The sequence below is a fragment of the Pseudomonas sp. HN11 genome (assembly GCF_021390155.1).
In the GTDB taxonomy this organism is placed as follows: domain Bacteria; phylum Pseudomonadota; class Gammaproteobacteria; order Pseudomonadales; family Pseudomonadaceae; genus Aquipseudomonas.
Genome location: NZ_CP089985.1, coordinates 5,561,408 through 5,579,498, shown reverse-complemented (window position 1 = coordinate 5,579,498; position 18,091 = coordinate 5,561,408). Strand labels below are relative to the sequence as shown.

Here is an 18,091-nt window from a genome sequence, read left to right as displayed (position 1 = left end):
CCCTCTCAATCGATGGGACTGGTAGAATCGCCGCCGGTTCACACGAGGTTTTTCCATGCACGATCCCCACAGCGAACGCATGAGTAGCGGCGAGACCCGAGCGGCAAGCGGTCTGGCCCTGGTGTTCGCCTTCCGTATGCTGGGCATGTTTATGGTGTTGCCGGTGCTGGCGACCTATGGGATGGATCTCGCAGGCGCAACCCCCGCGTTGATTGGCCTGGCCATTGGCGCGTATGGCCTGACCCAGGCTATTTTCCAGATTCCGTTCGGGATCATTTCCGACCGCATTGGCCGCCGCCCGGTGATCTACCTGGGGCTGATCGTGTTTGCACTCGGCAGTGTGCTCGCGGCCCAGTCCGACTCGATATGGGGGGTGATTGCCGGACGTATCCTGCAAGGAGCGGGCGCGATTTCCGCTGCGGTCATGGCGTTGCTGTCCGACCTGACCCGCGAGCAACACCGCACCAAGGCCATGGCCATGATCGGCATGACCATCGGCCTGTCGTTCGCCGTGGCCATGGTGGTCGGCCCCTTGCTGACCCGTGCATTCGGCTTGCACGGGCTGTTCCTCGCCACTGGCGGCATGGCGCTGTTCGGTATCGTGATCGTGGCCTTTATGGTGCCGCGTTCCACCGGCACGTTGCAGCACCGCGAGTCCGGCGTCGCCCGCCAGGCATTGCTGCCGACGCTCAAGCACCCGGACCTGCTGCGCCTGGATTTGGGTATCTTCGTGTTGCACGCAATGCTGATGTGCAGCTTCGTCGCCTTGCCCCTGGCCCTGGTGGAAAAAGCCGGCCTGCCCAAGGAGCAGCACTGGTGGGTGTACCTCACAGCGTTGCTGATTTCGTTCTTCGCCATGATCCCGTTCATCATCTATGGCGAGAAAAAACGCAAAATGAAACGAATCCTGCTCGGCGCCGTCACGACGCTGATGCTCACTGAGCTATTCTTCTGGGAGTTCGGCGACAGCTTGCGGGCTCTGGTAATCGGCACGGTGGTGTTCTTCACCGCGTTCAACCTGCTGGAGGCTTCGTTGCCTTCGCTGATCAGTAAAGTTTCACCCGCCGGTGGCAAGGGCACCGCGATGGGGGTGTATTCCACCAGCCAGTTTCTCGGTTCTGCGCTGGGCGGCATCATGGGGGGCTGGATGTTCCAGCATGGCGGTTTGTCGGTTGTCTTCCTCGGATGCGCCGGGCTGGCTGCACTTTGGCTGGCCTTTGCTGTTACCATGCGCGAACCTCCCTACGTCACAAGTCTGCGTTTGCCGCTATCGCCTGAGGCGATCCGCGAAAGCGGCCTGGTAGAGCGCCTCAAGGCAGTCGTGGGGGTAACAGATGCAGTCGTGGTCGCGGAAGAGGCGGCCATTTACATCAAATTGGACACCGAATTATTGGATCGCGCGACGCTCGAGCAACTGGTCAACCCAGTACCGACAGCGCGCCCAGCCTAGGAGAACGTTATGGCCCGTGGGGTTAACAAAGTCATATTGGTCGGTACGTGCGGCCAGGATCCCGAAGTTCGCTACTTGCCTAACGGTAACGCCGTGACCAACCTGAGTCTGGCGACCAGCGAACAGTGGACCGACAAGCAGACCGGCCAGAAGGTCGAGAAAACCGAATGGCACCGTGTGTCGATGTTCGGCAAGGTCGCAGAGATCGCCGGTGAGTACCTGCGCAAAGGTTCGCAGGTCTACATCGAAGGCAAGCTGCAGACCCGCGAGTGGGAAAAAGACGGTATCAAGCGTTACACCACTGAGATCGTGGTCGACATGCAAGGCACCATGCAACTGCTGGGCGGCCGTCCACAAGGCGACCAACAGGGCCAGGGCGGCATGTCCAACTCGGCACCGCGTCCACAGCAGTCTCGTCCGCAGCCAAGCCAGCAGCCACAACGTGAGTCGCGCCCGGCGCCACAACAGGCCGCGCCGCAGCCGGCTGCGGATTTCGACAGCTTTGATGACGATATCCCGTTCTGAGGTTTATCACCCGGAACACACAAAACCCCCGTTGGCTCAGGCCTCGGGGGTTTTTTGTTATCCGTGATCCGCCTCAGTCCAGGCCGCAGTGACGACCATGTCCTTGAACCGCTGCAACACCGCCGAGCCATCCCCAATCCGCGTCGCCAAGTGCAGCGGTGCCACCAGGTTGCGGCACTCCGTCAGTTCCCGATACACGATGCCATCCCCGCGCAAACGCTGCATCGACGCCGGCACGATGGACACCCCAAGTCCCGCCGCTACCAGGCTCAATGTTGCCGTCATGCGCGGGGCCTCCTGCACCACCTGCGGGCTGAATCCGGCTTCGCGGCAGGCCACCAGGATCGCGTCATACAACCCCAAGCCCACGCGACGGCGATACAGCACGAAGGACTCGGTGGCCAATGCCGCCAAGGGCAGGGGAGATGCTGAGTCAATTGCCAGCGGGTGGTCCGTCGGCAGCGCCAGCAGCATGGGCTCCACCAGGATCGGTTCGTCCTGCAGCGATTGCGTCCCGCTGAGCGGCGAACGGATAAACGCCGCGTCGAGTTTCTCGTGCACCAGCGCGTCCAGCAGTTCGCCGGTACCGGCTTCCTCCAGCACCACGGTGACACCGACAAAGGTTTCGCGAAATAGCCGCAGCACGCTCGGTACAAATGGATGCAAGGCAGCCGAACTCGTAAACCCGATCGCCAGGCGCCCCCGTTCACCGCGTGCCGCACGGCGCACCACCTCTGCAATACCTTCAGCCTGCGCAAGTATTTCCCGGGCTTCGTCCAATAAGGCGAGACCGGCTGTAGTGGGGCGCACGCCACGGGGCAAGCGCTCCATTAACACCACCCCCAATTCAGCCTCAAGGCTTTGTAACATCCGAGTCAACGGTGGCTGCTGCATACCCAGGCGCTCGGCGGCGCGGGTGATGAGGCCTTCTTCGGCAATGGCGACGAAGGCCTTGAGTTGGCGAAGCTCCAGCATAGGGATACTTTTCAGGTATGGGAGGGCTCCAATCCTGGCATTTGTTCTCATGGCTCACAAGATTTAGGCTGTGGCCAACCTCAAAAAGAAGGAAAGCCGTGATGACCTGGTCAGCCAAGCAATACACGATGTTCGAACAGCAGCGCACCCGTCCCGTCCGTGACCTGGTCGCGGCCATTGCGAATACCGAGGTGCGCAATGCCGTCGACCTGGGTTGCGGCCCCGGCAACTCCACCGAAGTACTGGCCGAGCGCTACCCACAAGCACACGTCACTGGCATGGACAGCTCCGACGACATGCTGGTCGACGCCCGCAAACGGCTACCGGCGCTGAACTTCGAATTGGCGGATATCGGCGCCTGGAACCCGGCGCAAGCCTTCGATGTGATCCTGGCCAACGCCTCCCTGCAATGGCTGCCGGACCACGCCACGCTTTACCCGCACCTGGTCCACCAATTGACGCCGGGTGGCACGCTGGCGGTGCAAACGCCGGACAACCTCGACGAGCCTGCTCACCGGCTTGCTCGCGAAGTGGCGGCCGAGGGGCCATGGTCGACCAAGATCGCTGCGGTCAAACACAACGAGCGCCACACCGCGAGCTACTACTACGAACTGCTGAGCAAACATTGCAGTACCGTCGATGTATGGCGCACCACCTATCAGCACCCATTGGCGGATCACGCGGCGGTGGTGGAGTGGTTCAAGGCGTCGGCCCTGAGACCCTTCCTTGCCCCTTTGACTGACAGCGAAAAAGCTGCCTTCCTGCAGGAATATCAGGCGCGAATTACTCAGGCCTATCCAGCCCTGGCTGACGGCACTGTGCTGCTGCCGTTTCCGCGCCTGTTCATCATCGCGACCCGCTAACGCTAAAAAGACAAGTGGCGGTCAAGCCGCCGCTTGCGCCTTCAGGTACTCATCCGTCGACACCACGCCCGCATAACCAAATGCCAGCGACGCCATATACGCCCCATGCACCTGCGCCGCCGGAATCACCTGCCCGTTGAACTCCAGGTTCCGTGTCGCGCACGCGTCATGAATTACCGTCACGGTGTAACCCAGGTCTGCCGCCGCCCGGACCACGGCGTCAATACACATGTGGCTCATGCTGCCGACCACCACCAGGTCGGTGATGCTGCGTTGTTCCAGGAGCGCACGCAGGTTGGTCTCGCGAAATGCGTTCACAAAATGTTTAAGCACCACCGGCTCATTGCCCTCGTTCAGCACTTTGCTATGCAGATGAGCACCCTCGGAGCCCGGCGTGAAGAAGGGCGCGTCCTCAGAAGCAAATTCGTGACGCACATGAATCACCGCATCGCCCGCTTGGCGAAACGCCTGCAAGACTTGCGCGGCCTTGTCTGCCGCGGCGTCCACGTCGTCGAGTGGCCACTTGCCCTGGGGGAAGTAGTCGTTCTGGATATCGATTAGGATGAGTGCTTGCTTGGCCATATGTGTTGCCTCGTGATGGGTTGATGGGCTCAGTATCTTAGCTGGCGCCAGCACCGGGGATTGGCTGCACCGACAATAACAGGGGGAAAACTGACAATGGTCGTTGTTGAGCTGGGCGTGTTGATTTACCAGGGTGCGCAACTGGCGGCCGTTCACGGCCTGACTGACCTGTTCGGCGTGGCCAACCGCATCGCCGCCGAGCATCAATCCGCGCAGTTGCCGCTGCTGTGTGTCAGCCATTGGCAGGTGGACAAGACCGGCACACCGGCACGTGTGTTCAGCAGCCACCCAGGTCCGGATCAACCGATGATGGCCGTACTGGTGCCCCCGTCGATTGGTGAGTTCACTGAAGAGCAGGCGCCCCCCGCGTTATTGGAATGGATTCGTCGGCAACACGCGGCGGGCACTGTGTTGGGTGGCGTGTGCATTGGCTCGATCATGTTGGCGCGCAGTGGGTTGCTCGACGGGCGCAGCGCCACCACCCATTGGTCATCCGCCAAATCATTCGCGGCCCGTTACCCGGCCGTGCGCCTGGAGGCAGACAAGCCCATCGTCGATGACGGCGACCTGATCACGACCGCCGGCCTGATGGCTTGGTCCGAACTTGGCCTGCGCCTCGTCGACCGCCTGATGGGCCCGAGCATCGCGGCCGATACGGCGCGTTTTCTGGTGGTTGAGCACAGTGACAGCGCCAGCCAATGCGGCAGCAACTTCGCGCCGATACTCGGCCACGGTGACGCGGCCATCCTCAAGGTTCAGCACTGGCTTCAAGCCAGTGGCGCGGTGGATGTTTCCCTTACGGTAATGGCCCAGGAAGCCGGTTTGGAAGAGCGCACCTTCCTGCGGCGCTTTCGCAACGCGACGGGCTTGAAACCCACCGAGTACTGTCAGCACTTGCGGGTGGGCAAGGCGCGGCAGATGCTCGAATTCACCAATGGCACCATCGACCATATCGCCTGGACCGTGGGTTACCAGGATCCCAGCGCCTTTCGTGCCACGTTCAAGAAGATCACCGGCCTGGCGCCCAGCGATTACCGCAGCCGCTTTGGTGTCTGAATCGTGCAGAACGCCGCCGTCTTAACGCGGTGTCGTGCAGAATAAAGCAGGCCAACTGCCATCATCTTTTCGGCAACTGTTTGATTTAACAACTCTCCCACGCGAAAACGCCTTGGCCTGATCCCTGCAACCCTTTGCCTACACACATGGCGGATGGCTAAGGGGGACGTATGACCCCGACTCAACGCAAAAAACTGGTAGTCGCTCATTCCATACGCGAAGACGCGCCGCTGCATGAGGTCGAAACCAACCGCGCCCTGGCGCGATGGTTGGCGCAGATCCTGGGGCTCAAATTCGGAGGCAGCTACGACCCCGATTTGCATGCGGGACGAGCACTGTACCTGTTGCCCACGCAAACCCTGGTCGGCCGGGCTCAGGCGCGGGCGCTCAATATCGAGGGGCCGCACGATTTGTGGGGCGGGTACGTCGACCACGACTTCATCTGCACCAAAGCCATCAGCCATGGTTTGCTTGGCCCTGAAGCCAAAGCGCCGGAAGGTTGGTCAGCGCTGTTCTGCGAACGAGTAAGAAAAGTCGTGCTCGACGGTTTGAGCGTTTTCGCGCTGGAAGACGCCAGACCGGCCGCCACCCGATTGCTCTACAGCGGGCCCATCCGCCTGAAACCCGTGCACGCCTGCGCGGGCCGAGGTCAGGAAGTTATCCACAGCCTGGATGAGTTCGAAGCTGTGCTGGCGCGACCTGACGCCGCGAAACTTTTCAGCGAAGGTGTGGTGCTTGAGCAAGATCTGCACGATGTGGTCACCCACAGTGTCGGCCAGAGCTTTATCGGTGACCACATGTTCAGCTACTGCGGCGAGCAATACCTGACGAAAGACGGGCAGGGAGAAGACGTTTACGGCGGCTCCAGCCTTCTGGTCGTGCCGGGTAATTATGCAGCTCTGTTGCAGCTCGGAATGCCCGATGACGTGCGCGAAGCCATCGAACAAGCCCAGGTCTTCGACGCGGCAGCTGATGAAGCCTACCCCGGTTTCTTCGCCTCGCGGCGCAACTACGACATTGCCCAAGGCCTGGACAGCAACGGCCAGCGTCGCAGCGGCGTGCTCGAACAATCCTGGCGCATGGGCGGGGCTAGCAGCGCGGAAGTCGCGGCGCTACAAAGTTTTATCAACAACCCTGGCCTGCGTGCGATCCATGTGTCCTCGGTCGAAACCTACGTGGACCAACCCTTGCCCGCTGATGCCATCGAGGTGTATCGCGGCCCGGCGCAAAACAGTGAGTTTCTTCTCAAGTACGTGACGGTTAAATCTTATGACGGCTAGAAGCGAAAGCATTGCGATCGATATTGACGACGAACAGATGAGCGGCACCTTCCTGAGCCCCAAATCCAAAGTGCCCGGTGTGTTGTTTGTGCACGGCTGGGGTGGGAGCCAGGAGCGCGACCTTGAGCGGGCCAAAGGCATCGCCGGCTTGGGCTGCGTGTGTTTGACTTTCGACCTGCGCGGTCACGCCGGCACCGGTATCCCGTTGTCCCGTGTCACCCGCGAAGACAACCTGCGCGACCTGCTGGCAGCCTACGACCGTCTGCTGTCCCACCCGGCCATCGACACCTCGGCGGTGGCGGTAGTAGGCACCAGTTACGGTGGCTACCTCGCGGCGATTCTCACGTCATTGCGCCCGGTGCGCTGGTTGGCGCTGCGCGTGCCAGCACTGTATCGGGATGACGAATGGCTCAAGCCCAAGCGTGACTTGGACAAGATGGACCTGATGGATTACCGCAGCACCTTGGTCCACGCCGAAACCAACCGTGCCTTGCATGCGTGTTCGGCGTTCACCGGTGATGTGCTGATCGTGGAATCGGAAACCGATGACCACGTGCCCCACGCCACGATCATGAGCTACCGCGCGGCGTGCCAGCAAACGCACTCCCTGACCCATCGCATTATTGATGGCGCCGATCACTCTCTCAGCGACCCCGTGTCCCAGCAGGCGTACACCTCGATCCTGGTGGACTGGATTACCGAGATGGTGGTGGGTGAGCGATTAAGCATCATCCAATCTCAATAAAACCTTCAAGCGGGTGATTTTTTCACCCGCAACGCTTTGGCCTTGGCCTCCACGCCGAGGTACATCACCAGTGCAATCAGCAGCGGTAAAATGAAGTAGATCGCCCGGTACGCAATCAACCCTGCCAGCAAACTGCCCCGCGACGCCTCATGCTGCAACAACGCAATAAACACCGCTTCCAGCACACCCAGCCCGGCCGGAATATGCGTGAGCACTCCCGCAATTGCACTGATCAGCAACACGCCCAGCACCAGCGGATAGTCCAGCTTGGCCGGCAGCAGGGTGAAAATCACCGCTGCCATCAGCGACCAATTCAACGCGCCCAACATCAATTGCAAACACGCCATGCGTACCGAGGGCAGGTTTATCTCCATGCCGCGTATCGTCCACGCACGCTTTTTTGAAAATTGGCAGGCCACCAGATAACCCAGGCTGGCCATCACCAACAGCGCCCCAATGCCCTGCAATGCAGTGGTGCTGACTTTCCAGCCCGGCGGCATGGTCACCAGCCCGCTGCTGAAAACCACCCCGGCTATCGCCATGTACCCAAACCAATTGGTCGCCAGACTCAGTCCGAGGATTTTGGCGATATTGCTGGTGCTCACACCCAGTCGTGAATACAGCCGATAACGCATGGCGATGCCGCCGACCCACGCACTCAGGTTGAGATTGAATGCATAGCTGATGATGCCCACCGGCAGAATCTGCTTCCATGTCAGGTTCTGGCGAATGTAGGTACGGCCGATCAAGTCGAAGCTGGCGTAAACCAGAAAGCTGCATAACGTTAACGCGCCGGCGATCACCAAGGTGCGCACCTTGAAGTCGCCCAGGGTCTGCACCACTTCGCTCCAGTCGATGCGGCGGGCGAGCATCGTGAACAGTACGATCAGCACCAGGAAGAAGGCGATGGTCAGCGGCTTCTTCCAGCGTTGGAAGCGCGAGCCTTTGTTTTCAGACGTCATGGTGCCGAGCCTCAAAAGGTTTCAGCCGTGGCTTGTGTGCTGGCAGCCAGCCCGTCAGCGCAGGGAAGTGGCGCATTACATGAAACACCAGGAAACCCACGGTCAGGCGCCAGAGCCACAAACGTGGCTTGCGGTTTTCGGGCATGGTCTGGCAGTGGTTTTTCGCCAGTGTTTCCAGGCGTTCGTAAAGGCGTTGATTGAACGCCCGGTCGCGAATCAATACGTTGGCTTCAAGGTTCAATGCCAGGCTCAATGGGTCCAGGTTGCTTGAGCCCACGGTGCTCCAGTCGTCATCCACCAGCGCGACTTTGCCGTGCAGCGGCCGCTGGCAATATTCGTGGATCACCACGCCATCCTTGAGCAGATAGTCGTAGAGCATGCGCGCCGCCAGTTTGGCCAACAGCACGTCGGGCTGGCCCTGCATGATCAGTTGCACGTGCACGCCACGGCGCGCGGCATTGCGGATTTCCCGTAACAAGCGATAGCCGGGGAAGAAATAGGCATTGGCGATCACCACGCGTTTTTGCGCCTTGCTCAGCGCGTGGATGTACGCTTCTTCGATGTCATCGCGGTGTTGCACGTTATCGCGGTAAATCAGGCGCACCTGGCCGTCGCTGTTGTCGGCGGACCACAGCGAAGGTCTTTGCTGGCGCCGCCGCCAGCCACGACGTGTGCGTACCTGACGGCCACTTTGTGCCAGGGCGAAATGGTGTAAGTCCGCCACCGCTGGGCCAGTCACCCGCACCGCGTAATCCTGCTTGGCTTCGGGGCCGTAGTCCCCCAAGTGATCGGCGGAAAAATTGATCCCGCCGATGAACGCGACCTCGGCGTCCACCACCACAATCTTGCGGTGCAAGCGGCGAAACCAATTAGTGCGAATGCCCAGCGTCTTCGACGCCGGGTCGAACATCTGCACGGCCACCCCAGCCTCGGCCAGTTCGCCGAGAAACGCCGGGCTCAGCTCGCCGCAACCAAAGCCATCCAGGCTTACCACCACCTTCACGCCGCGCTGAGCGGCCTCGATCAGAATGCCCTGCAGCTCATGACCCACCTTGTCCTCGAAGAGGATGAAGGTCTCCAGCAGAATCTCCCGCCTGGCCTGGCGCATGGCATCGAATACTTCGGGAAAATACGCCTCGCCGTTCTCCAGCAACTCGACCTGATTACCGCTATGCCAACCGTAATCCAGGTCGCGGGCCTTGGCTTCATCGGGCGGTTGATCGGTAGAAATATGTTCAATGGCCACGTTCATAGCTCGATCTCCACCGACAGTGGCACATGGTCTGACAAATGGGACCAGGGCCGCGTCGTCAGCACTCGGGGGTTATGCACCTTCAAATTGCGCACGTAGATGCGGTCCAGCGCCAGCATCGGCAGGCGCGCGGGGAAGGTCCGCGCGGGCTTGCCCTGGGTGTCGACAAAGACCTCTCTGAGGCCGCTCCGGCTCAGGTCGGCCTTCTGGCGCCAATCGTTGAAGTCTCCAGCAACAATCAATGGCGCGTCAGCCGGAATCTCGCTGATGCGCTGCTCGATCAGACGTAATTGCTGTTGGCGATGCACCTCGCGCAAGCCCAGGTGAATGCAGATCGCATGTACCTCTTGGCCGGTACCCGGCAGGCGCAGCACGCAGTGCAACAGGCCACGGTTTTCATGGCCGCTTTGGGATATATCAAGGTTGTCGTAGCGCACGATCTGGAATTTCGACAGCAGCGCGTTGCCGTGGTCTCCATGGGGGTAGACCGCGTTGCGGCCGTAGGCGAACTGCGGCCAGATGCTGTCGGCGAGGAACTCGTACTGCGGCATGTTCGGCCAATCACTGAAACGCTGGGGGTGGCGCTCGTGGGTACCATGGATTTCCTGCAAAAACACCATATCGGCGCCCACGCTGCGCACCGCTTCCCGTAGCTCGGGGAGGATGAAGCGTCGATTCAGGGCGGTGAAGCCCTTGTGAATATTGACCGTCAGCACCGTGAAGTGGGTGATCGCGGTGGTGGGGGTGGCGGGGATCAGTTCCGGATGCGTCATGGCAGCACCCCCGCTTCCGGCAACTTGCCAGGCTGTGTGAGCAAGTCTTTGTCCAGTCCGAACCGCTGCAGCAACTGGCGTGCATCGAACGGCGCGCGCACCTTTATGTCATTGTCGAAAAAGCAGAACACATCGCGCTGCTTGCGGGCGCGGGGTTTATGGTGCGGGGCGACAAGATGCGCATCCGCCGGCTGCTTGCCGTGGGCCCAGCGCTCGATGCGATCCCCCCAACGCTTGAGGGCCTCGGCAGTATAGCCGCTGGCGTAAAGCTGCTTGTCGCCATGCAAGCGCAGGTAGAGGAAATTAGCGGTGACGTCTTCGAGATACGGCCACTTGCCGGCGGTGTCCGCGACCACCAGCGCCACGCCGTATTTATCCAACATTTGCACAAACTCCGGTACCGCGAAGCTTTTATGGCGAATCTCCACCGCGTGGCGCAACGCTCGTTTGCCGTGCGCCTGCAGGCTCGCCTTGCCGTTCAGGCGCGGCTCGTGCTGGCGGGCGAGGACGGCGGCCTGTTGGGTGTCGGTGGGTAATTCGGCGAGAAAAGCTTCGAACAGCGGAGGGTCGAATTTGAAGCTGGGCGGGAACTGCCAGAGGATCGGCCCGAGTTTTTCCTTCAGTTCCAGTACGCCTGAAGCAAAGAAATTGGCCATGGGCGCATGCACATCCCGCAGCCGCAGGATATGTGTGATATAGCGCGGTGCCTTGACGCTGAACATAAAGGTTTCAGGCGTTTGAGCGTACCACTCGGCATAGCGCTTGGGCGTCTGTAGCGCGTAGAACGAGCCGTTGATTTCGATGCTGTTGACGGCACGTGACGCAAACTGCAATTCGCGCTTCTGGGTCAGCCCTTCGGGGTAGAAGTCCCCGCGCCAGGGCGTGTAGCGCCAGCCGGAAATGCCGATATGAATCGCCGCCATGGTTGCTCCCGTGAGTGGTGGGTCGGTTGACCAGTGTTCTTGGATGACTGCAATGCTCTGCGGAAAGTTTCGCGATTCCTACGGACGGCACATTCTGGGGAACGATCGAACTTCAAACCCGTCAGTTCCTTACAGACCCTTCTGAAGGAACCCGGTGTTTTGCTGAATTTAAAGACTGCATTTCTGCTTGGCGCGCTGCTGTTTTGCGGCAGCGGCGCGCTGCAAGCGGCGGCCACCGCGCCCGAACCCGACGTGCCGGCCAAGCCGGAGTTGCTGGTGGAAGGGGGCCTTCTCGGGGCGATCAGCTCCAGCATTGATGATGTGCAGCAGAAGCTGGACCTCAACCAGAATTTCATTGACGAATGGCGCCTGCGGGCCGACCGGGCTGCCAACGAAGTCGGTCGCCTGGTCAACCAGACAGCTGAGCGTTCGCCGTGGAGCGTGGCCGGGGACTTCCTGTTGCTGTCCGGTGTGTGGATAGGCGCCTTTACGCTGCTGACGTTACTGGGGCGCGTGATAGTGAGACGACTGGGGCAACGCACGTTTTTTGAACGACGCGGGCGCCTTCAGGCCGTGCTGGGCTATGTAGTGCCCTACACAATCCCGGCGCTTGTATGCCTGCCCCTCACTTTGTATGTCAGCCATTTTCTACCTACTTCCGTAGGCCGCGCGCTGGCGCTGTGTTTTGCCTACGCCACCAGCAGTGGCATCTTTTCTACGTCAATGCTGTTGTGCGTCATTGTCATGTTCAATGTCGGCCACAAGCGCCCGGCGGTGCAGATCATTCGCGACTACTGCCCCAAGCCGCTGTTCTTGATCGGCTTCCTCGCCGCCCTCAGCGACGCCTTGACCAGCCCGCAGATTGCACGCCAATTAGGTGGCAATATCACCAGTAGCATCGCGGTATTTACCGGCCTGTTCGCGACGGTGATTTTTGGCGTGCTAGTGGTTCGCCTGCGCCGCCCGGTCGCCCACCTGATCCGCAATCGGCCACTGGCCCAGCGCCTTAAACACCCGGCCTTGCAGCAATCACTGCGAGTCTTCTCGGGGCTCTGGTACTGGCCGATTCTACTGATGGTGCTGGTCTCGGCGATCAACCTGATCGGGGCTGGCGACGACAACCAAAAGGTGCTGCGCTGTGCGCTGTTCACCACGATCCTGCTGATCGGCACGGTGTTCCTCAGCACGGTACTGCAACACTTGTTCAAGTCTCGCAGCCAGGTGGCGATTCAGCGCAGCAGCGCTTACAAGGAACGCTTTCTCAGCCTGTTGCACGCGATCCTGCGTATTGTCATGGCCATCGCGTTTATTGAAATCCTCGGGCGGATCTGGGGCGTGTCGCTGTTCGAGTTCGCCCAACGCAATTCGGTGGGCCGGGCGATCAGCGATTCCCTTAGCAGCATCGGCCTGATTTTACTGATGACGTGGCTGTTCTGGGTGGTGCTCGACACCGCGATCCAGGAAGCGCTGAAACCTGCGGTCAACAAACGCTCCAGTCGCCAGCCCAGCACGCGGGTGAAAACCATCCTGCCGCTGCTGCGCAATGCGGTAAAGATTATCCTGGTGGTTATCTGCGCGATCACCACCATGGCCAACCTCGGGATCAACGTCGCGCCACTGTTGGCGGGTGCCGGGGTGGTCGGCCTGGCCATTGGTTTCGGCTCGCAACAACTGGTGCAGGATGTGATCACCGGCCTGTTCATCATCATCGAAGACACCCTGTCCATCGGCGACTGGGTGGTACTCGACTCCGGCCACGCCGGCACCGTCGAAGGCCTGACTATCCGCACCCTGCGCCTGCGCGACGGCAAGGGCTTTGTGCACTCGGTGCCATTCGGGCAGATCAAGGCGGTCACCAACCAGTCGCGGCAATTTGCCTATGCGTTCTTCTCGGTGCAGTTCACGTATGACACGGACGTGGACAAGGCCGTGGAGCTGATTCGCGAGGCGGGGCAGTCGATCCGTGACGACGTGTTCCTCAAGTACAACCTGCAAGGGCCGCTGGAGGTGTTTGGCGTCGACAAGATGGACCTCAACGGCGTGGTGCTCACGGCGCAGTTTCGTACGGTGTCGGGTGGGCAATACGCAGTGAGCCGTGCGTTCAACCAGCGCCTGAAAAAGCTTGTGGATAACTGTGACGAGGTGCACTTCGCGCAGACTTATCCCCAGCAGGTTTTGCTGCCCAAGCGTACGCCGCAGGTGGATGAACCGGACGAGGAGGTGCCTGCTTCCGTGGTGCTTACCGAGCAACCGCGCACCCAATAATCCAGTGTGAGTGGGCCGACGCTTTCGCGAGCAAGCCCGCTCCCACAGTTTGACCATATTTCAAGGTTGTACTTGGTCCGAATGTGGGAGCGGGCTTGCTCGTGAAGAGGCCCTCAATGTCACCCTGGACTCAATGCCTGATCAGCTTCGCCTGCACTTTCGGCTGATCCACCTCCAGCAAAACCTGCTGCTTGCCGCTGACCATCACCGCCGCCGGCAACCCATCCCGGTACACGATCCGATTGCCGCTCAAAGCTGGCACCTTGTTGCCTGGCAATAACGTGCCGAGCAGGTTCAACGGGTCAGCCCCACACACCGCGATCAAACTACCGTCATAAGGCCGCCGCCGCACTTCACGCAGCAACGGGATTGCCTCCGGCAGCGCAAACTGCTCTCCCGCCAAGCCACTCACAAATCGCCCGCCCCGAATCTCCCCGCGCGCTTCCAGCCGATGAAAGGTGCGCAGCAACTCGCGCCAACTGGGTAGCCAATCTGCCTCCCGTTCCAGCAAGCGCCAGAACACCACGCCATAACGGCGCAGCAGGGTCATCGCTACATGTTCCAGCGTCTCGGCCGAATGCGGGCCGGCAGCCGTGGGTGACCGTCGCACCAAGGCCCAGCGCCCGGCATCGTCCATGCCGCCGATAAACGCGCCACGCCCGCGTCGACTGCTGCGTGCCTGGCGCTTGCTGGCGGGTGTGGTCAGCGCGCGCAGGCCGGCGAAGCTGTCGGCATTCACCAACCCGGCGCCCACCAGCTCTTGCAAGGCAGTTTCCAGTTCACTGCGCAGTAAGTGCGCTTCGTGCATCAGCTCATCAAAAAACAGCGCGCCGAGATCGCGCAGGGCTTGATGCACCTTCTGCGCCTTGGGCGACAAGGTGGTGGCATCGGTAAGCTCGGTCAATCCGCTCCACAGCCCCACTTGGCTACGGGGCAGCAACACCACCGGTGTACTGCGCAATGCCATGGCGCTGGTCTTGTTGCTCAGGCGCGTCCACACCAGCTTGCCGCTGCGGCAGAGTTCGTCGAGCCAAGTGGATGAGTAATCTTTCAGGCGTGCACTGAGCAGGTCACTGTCCCAGGCGGACGTAGCGGCGGCATAGCCTTCGAACTGCCCGACGATCTGCGCCAGCATCGCACTGCCCTGGCCACGGGTGCCCTCGGACAGGTGCTGCCAATCGAACAGAAAGCGCATGAAATCCTGCAATGCCACCGGCTCGATTTCCCGGCGCAGGCGCTTGACCGTGTAGCGATGAATGCGCGCCAGCAGGTGGCGTTCGCACCATTGTTCTTCAGTCGCGCCGGGGCTGAAATGGCCGCGCAGTACGTAGCCTTCCTGTTCCAGGCGGGCCAGCGCTTGGGTGACATCCGCCACCGACAAAGCCAGGGGCGCGGCAACCTCAACCAAAGTCAGTGGGCCAAACCCTCCGAGACGCGCGCGCAGTACTTCCACCAAGGCATCTTCGAAGGTCCAGGGCTCATCGAAGCCGGCCAGCAACGGCAAATGGTTGGGGTATATCGCCTGTAAACAACTCAGGCGTTCCACGGCTACCCATAGGCTGGTTTGTAAGTGAGTGTGCAGTTGATAGGCGCGGCCACCCTCGGCCAGAGTGTGCAGCCATTGCGTCCATTGCGGCGTGACTTCGTTGCCGGCGATACACGCCAGGCTCATCAACGCCTCATGCATTTCATCCAGCCCGTTGGGTGCCGGCCAGGCTTCTTCGCGCACGCCGGCGATGGCATCGGCGTCCAGCGCGCCGAGGTCGTCGGTGCTCTGCGGGTCGCTCCAGCGCCGGTTGAGCACGGCCTGGGTGCGGCGTTCTTCCAGCGGAGCATCGTCGAGAAAGGTGTAGGGGCGGGCGCTGAGAATTTCTGCGGCCATGGGTGAAGGGGCCGGCAGGTCGCGGCTGATCAAGCGCACTTCGCCGCGTTCCATGCGCCGCAGCAGGGCCAGCCAGGCGTTGCTGTCCATGGCTTCGTGCAGGCAGTCGTCGAGGGTTTGCTCCACCAGCGGATGCTCGGGTACTTCGCGCTCGCCAGCGAGGTTTTCCAGGCAGGCGATCTGGTCCGGGAAGACGCTGGCGATCAGGTCCTCGCTTTTCATCCGCTGGATCTGCGGCGCGACCTTGCGCCCGCCGGTATAACGCGGCAACGCCAACGCCACACCGGCATTCCAGCGCCAGCGCACGCCGAACAGTGGCGCATCCAGCACGGCCTGGATCAGGATGTGTTCGGCGCTGTGGCTGTTGAGGTAACGCCACACCTCATCCAGCTCGAAACTGTGGCTGGTGGACAGCGACAATACGATCGCATTTTCGCTGGCCGCCGCCTGCAATTCGAAATTGAAGGTACGGCAAAAGCGCTTGCGCAGGGCCAGGCCCCAGGCGCGGTTGACGCGACTGCCGAACGGCGTGTGGATGATCAGTTGGGTGCCGCCGGACGCGTCGAAAAACCGCTCCATGATCAGCGTGTTCTGGGACGGCAGGGCGCTCAGGGCCTGGCGTGTGCGGGCCAGGTAATCGAGGATCTGTTCGGCGCTTGCGCGGTTGAGTCCGAGGGTTTTGGTGAGCCAGTCCTGCGCGGATTGCAGGTTGCCGGGCGTGGCGCTGAGCAGCGCGTCTATCTGCCCTTGAAGGCGGGCCACGGCTGCCGACAATTCATTGCTGCGCCCCGGCGCTTCGCCGAGCCAGAACGGAATGGTCGGCGGCTGGCCATGAGCGTCTTCAACGCGCACTTTGCCCGCTTCGACCCGCAGGATTCGATACGAGGTATTGCCAAGCTGGAAGATATCCCCGGCGATGCTTTCCACCGCGAAGTCTTCGTTGACGCTGCCGATGTTCAGGCTCTGGGGTTCGAGCAACACGCTGTAGTCGGCGTTGTCGGGAATGGTGCCGCCGCTGGTCACGGCGGTCAGCTTGGCGCCGCGCCGGCCGCGCAAGGTGCGGGTCATGGCGTCGCGGTGCAGATAGGCGCTGCGGATGCCCTGGCGACCGTTGTAACCGTCGCTGAGCATCTGCAGGAGTGCCTGGTAATGACGCTCATCCAGTTCGGCGTAGGGCGCGGCGCGATGGATCACCTCCAGCAAGCCTTGCTCCGACCATTCGCGGGCACTGACTTCGGCGATGATTTGTTGGGCCAGGACGTCCAACGGCGCCACGGGAATGTGCAGCGTGTCGAGTTCGCCCCGGCGCACGCAGTCGAGCAGCGCGGCGCATTCGATCAAGTCATCGCGGGTGGTGGCGAACAGCCGCCCCTTGGGCGTACCGCCAACTTGGTGGCCGGAGCGGCCCACTCGTTGCAGAAAGCCGTTGATCGAGCCGGGCGAGCCGATCTGACAGACCAGATCCACATCGCCGATATCAATGCCCAATTCCAGGGATGCGGTGGCGATCAGCACTTGCAGCTCGCCGCCTTTGAGCCGTTGCTCGGCGTCCAGCCGCATCTCCTTCGCCAGGCTGCCGTGGTGAGCGGCCACGGCAGTTTTGCCCAGGCGCTCGCTCAAATGCCGGGCCAGGCGTTCGGCCAGGCGGCGGGTGTTGACGAACACCAGCGTGGTGCGGTGCTCGCGGGCCAATTCGGCGAGGCGGTCGTAGACCAACTCCCACACATCGTTGGCCATCACCGCCGAAAGCGGCGCGGGCGGCACCTCGATATCCAGATCGCGGGGGCGGGCGTGGCCGATATCCACAATCGCGCAGTCCCGGCCGCTGCCCACCAGGAACCGCGATACCACATTGATCGGCTTTTGTGTGGCCGACAAACCAATGCGCATCAGTGGCTCGGCGCACAGGCCTTGCAGACGCTCCAGGCTCAGGGCCAGGTGGCTGCCCCGTTTGCCGGCGGCGATGGCGTGGATTTCATCAACGATCACTGTGCGTGTGCTGGCGAGCATCTGTCGGCCGGAATCCGAACCCAGCAGCACGTAGAGCGATTCCGGGGTGGTCACCAGGATATGCGGCGGGCGCTTGCGCATCAGCGCGCGGTCTTTTTGCGGGGTGTCGCCGGTCCGCACGGCGGTGCGGATCACCAGCGGCGGCAGGCCTTGATTCTGCAAATGCTCGGTAATACCGGCCAATGGGTTTTGCAGATTGATCTGGATGTCGTTGGACAGCGCCTTGAGCGGCGACACGTAAACCACCAGCGTCTCATCCGGCAACTCACCGCCATGGGCCAGGCCTTGGTGGACCAGGTCGTCGAGCACCGCCAGGAACGCCGTGAGCGTCTTGCCGGAACCGGTGGGCGCGGCGATCAGCGTCGATTGGCGCTGGCGAATCAGCGGCCATGCCTGGGCCTGGGCGGCGGTCACCGAGGGGAACGTGCTGCGAAACCAGGCGCTGACGGCGGGGTGGAAGCCGTCCAATGCGCGGTCCGTGGATTCAGGAAGGTTCATGTAGTGATTGATACCGCCCGATTCAACAAGTTGCAATCGCACACTTTATC

14 protein-coding genes are annotated in these 18,091 nt (G+C 61.5%); 7 read left to right on the top strand and 7 right to left on the bottom strand.

What is annotated here, in order from left to right; translation table 11 throughout:
• Positions 1–55: 55 nt before the first annotated feature.
• Both LVW35_RS25550 and LVW35_RS25545 read left to right on the top strand, forming a co-directional pair.
• Positions 56–1,450 (top strand): MFS transporter, encoded by a 1,395-nt coding sequence (locus tag LVW35_RS25550; protein ID WP_233892558.1) that lies wholly within the window; start codon positions 56–58, stop codon positions 1,448–1,450.
• A 9-nt stretch (positions 1,451–1,459) separates the two neighbouring features.
• On the top strand, positions 1,460–1,975 hold the full coding sequence (locus tag LVW35_RS25545; protein WP_017849542.1) for a single-stranded DNA-binding protein: 516 nt from the start codon (positions 1,460–1,462) through the stop codon (positions 1,973–1,975).
• Positions 1,976–2,032: 57 nt separating this feature from the next.
• On the opposite strand, the gene LVW35_RS25540 is transcribed toward LVW35_RS25545, so the two are convergent.
• The gene (locus tag LVW35_RS25540) at positions 2,033–2,950 is read right to left on the bottom strand and encodes a LysR family transcriptional regulator (protein ID WP_233892556.1); all 918 of its coding nucleotides are present in this window, start codon (positions 2,948–2,950) and stop codon (positions 2,033–2,035) included.
• 101 nt (positions 2,951–3,051) lie between these two features.
• On the opposite strand from LVW35_RS25540, the gene tam reads away from it, so the two are divergent.
• The gene (gene tam, locus LVW35_RS25535; protein WP_233892555.1) at positions 3,052–3,813 is read left to right on the top strand and encodes a trans-aconitate 2-methyltransferase; all 762 of its coding nucleotides are present in this window, start codon (positions 3,052–3,054) and stop codon (positions 3,811–3,813) included.
• Positions 3,814–3,834: 21 nt separating this feature from the next.
• Here tam and LVW35_RS25530 read toward each other — a convergent pair whose 3' ends face one another.
• Positions 3,835–4,395, bottom strand: coding sequence for a cysteine hydrolase family protein (locus LVW35_RS25530; protein WP_233892553.1), 561 nt, complete (start codon positions 4,393–4,395; stop codon positions 3,835–3,837).
• A gap of 96 nt (positions 4,396–4,491) precedes the next feature.
• On the opposite strand from LVW35_RS25530, the gene LVW35_RS25525 reads away from it, so the two are divergent.
• The 3 genes from LVW35_RS25525 (at position 4,492) to LVW35_RS25515 (ending at position 7,476) form a co-directional block, all read left to right on the top strand.
• Positions 4,492–5,451, top strand: coding sequence for a GlxA family transcriptional regulator (locus LVW35_RS25525; RefSeq protein ID WP_233892552.1), 960 nt, complete (start codon positions 4,492–4,494; stop codon positions 5,449–5,451).
• A gap of 170 nt (positions 5,452–5,621) precedes the next feature.
• The gene (locus tag LVW35_RS25520; protein ID WP_233892551.1) at positions 5,622–6,731 is read left to right on the top strand and encodes a DUF3182 family protein; all 1,110 of its coding nucleotides are present in this window, start codon (positions 5,622–5,624) and stop codon (positions 6,729–6,731) included.
• Positions 6,721–7,476 (top strand): alpha/beta hydrolase family protein, encoded by a 756-nt coding sequence (locus LVW35_RS25515; RefSeq protein WP_233892549.1) that lies wholly within the window; start codon positions 6,721–6,723, stop codon positions 7,474–7,476. Before LVW35_RS25520 ends, LVW35_RS25515 begins: the two co-directional genes overlap by 11 nt.
• Positions 7,477–7,481: 5 nt before the next feature.
• On the opposite strand, the gene LVW35_RS25510 is transcribed toward LVW35_RS25515, so the two are convergent.
• Genes LVW35_RS25510 through LVW35_RS25495 form a run of 4 tightly spaced genes read right to left on the bottom strand, consistent with a single transcriptional unit; the run spans position 7,482 to position 11,386 of the window.
• A complete protein-coding gene (locus LVW35_RS25510; RefSeq protein ID WP_233892548.1) occupies positions 7,482–8,438 on the bottom strand; it encodes a lysylphosphatidylglycerol synthase domain-containing protein in 957 nt (318 codons plus the stop codon).
• Positions 8,428–9,690 carry a cardiolipin synthase ClsB gene (gene clsB / locus LVW35_RS25505; RefSeq protein WP_233892547.1) on the bottom strand — a complete coding sequence of 421 codons (1,263 nt, stop codon included), beginning with the start codon at positions 9,688–9,690 and terminating at the stop codon, positions 8,428–8,430. The genes LVW35_RS25510 and clsB overlap by 11 nt, the downstream gene beginning before the upstream one ends.
• On the bottom strand, positions 9,687–10,463 hold the full coding sequence (locus LVW35_RS25500; RefSeq protein ID WP_233892546.1) for an endonuclease/exonuclease/phosphatase family protein: 777 nt from the start codon (positions 10,461–10,463) through the stop codon (positions 9,687–9,689). Before LVW35_RS25500 ends, clsB begins: the two co-directional genes overlap by 4 nt.
• Entirely contained in the window at positions 10,460–11,386 is a 927-nt protein-coding gene (locus LVW35_RS25495) for a DUF72 domain-containing protein (protein ID WP_233892545.1), read from the bottom strand. The genes LVW35_RS25500 and LVW35_RS25495 overlap by 4 nt, the downstream gene beginning before the upstream one ends.
• Before the next feature lie 159 nt (positions 11,387–11,545).
• Between LVW35_RS25495 and LVW35_RS25490 the strand changes: the two genes are divergently transcribed.
• Positions 11,546–13,651: a mechanosensitive ion channel domain-containing protein gene (locus tag LVW35_RS25490; RefSeq protein WP_233892544.1), complete on the top strand. Its 2,106-nt coding sequence runs from the start codon at positions 11,546–11,548 to the stop codon at positions 13,649–13,651.
• 130 nt (positions 13,652–13,781) lie between these two features.
• On the opposite strand, the gene LVW35_RS25485 is transcribed toward LVW35_RS25490, so the two are convergent.
• Positions 13,782–18,041: a DEAD/DEAH box helicase gene (locus LVW35_RS25485; RefSeq protein ID WP_233892543.1), complete on the bottom strand. Its 4,260-nt coding sequence runs from the start codon at positions 18,039–18,041 to the stop codon at positions 13,782–13,784.
• Positions 18,042–18,091 lie beyond the last annotated feature (50 nt).

Excerpts from the sequence above, each read along its gene's own strand:
- LVW35_RS25500 (WP_233892546.1), bottom strand. The coding sequence starts at position 10,463 with ATGACGCATCCGGAACTGATCCCCGCCACCCCCACCACCGCGATCACC.
- LVW35_RS25540 (WP_233892556.1), bottom strand. The coding sequence starts at position 2,950 with ATGCTGGAGCTTCGCCAACTCAAGGCCTTCGTCGCCATTGCCGAAGAA.
- LVW35_RS25550 (WP_233892558.1), top strand. The coding sequence starts at position 56 with ATGCACGATCCCCACAGCGAACGCATGAGTAGCGGCGAGACCCGAGCG.
- LVW35_RS25530 (WP_233892553.1), bottom strand. The coding sequence starts at position 4,395 with ATGGCCAAGCAAGCACTCATCCTAATCGATATCCAGAACGACTACTTC.
- LVW35_RS25515 (WP_233892549.1), top strand. The coding sequence starts at position 6,721 with ATGACGGCTAGAAGCGAAAGCATTGCGATCGATATTGACGACGAACAG.
- tam (WP_233892555.1), top strand. The coding sequence starts at position 3,052 with ATGACCTGGTCAGCCAAGCAATACACGATGTTCGAACAGCAGCGCACC.
- LVW35_RS25510 (WP_233892548.1), bottom strand. The coding sequence starts at position 8,438 with ATGACGTCTGAAAACAAAGGCTCGCGCTTCCAACGCTGGAAGAAGCCG.
- LVW35_RS25520 (WP_233892551.1), top strand. The coding sequence starts at position 5,622 with ATGACCCCGACTCAACGCAAAAAACTGGTAGTCGCTCATTCCATACGC.
- LVW35_RS25495 (WP_233892545.1), bottom strand. The coding sequence starts at position 11,386 with ATGGCGGCGATTCATATCGGCATTTCCGGCTGGCGCTACACGCCCTGG.
- LVW35_RS25525 (WP_233892552.1), top strand. The coding sequence starts at position 4,492 with ATGGTCGTTGTTGAGCTGGGCGTGTTGATTTACCAGGGTGCGCAACTG.
- LVW35_RS25485 (WP_233892543.1), bottom strand. The coding sequence starts at position 18,041 with ATGAACCTTCCTGAATCCACGGACCGCGCATTGGACGGCTTCCACCCC.
- clsB (WP_233892547.1), bottom strand. The coding sequence starts at position 9,690 with ATGAACGTGGCCATTGAACATATTTCTACCGATCAACCGCCCGATGAA.
- LVW35_RS25545 (WP_017849542.1), top strand. The coding sequence starts at position 1,460 with ATGGCCCGTGGGGTTAACAAAGTCATATTGGTCGGTACGTGCGGCCAG.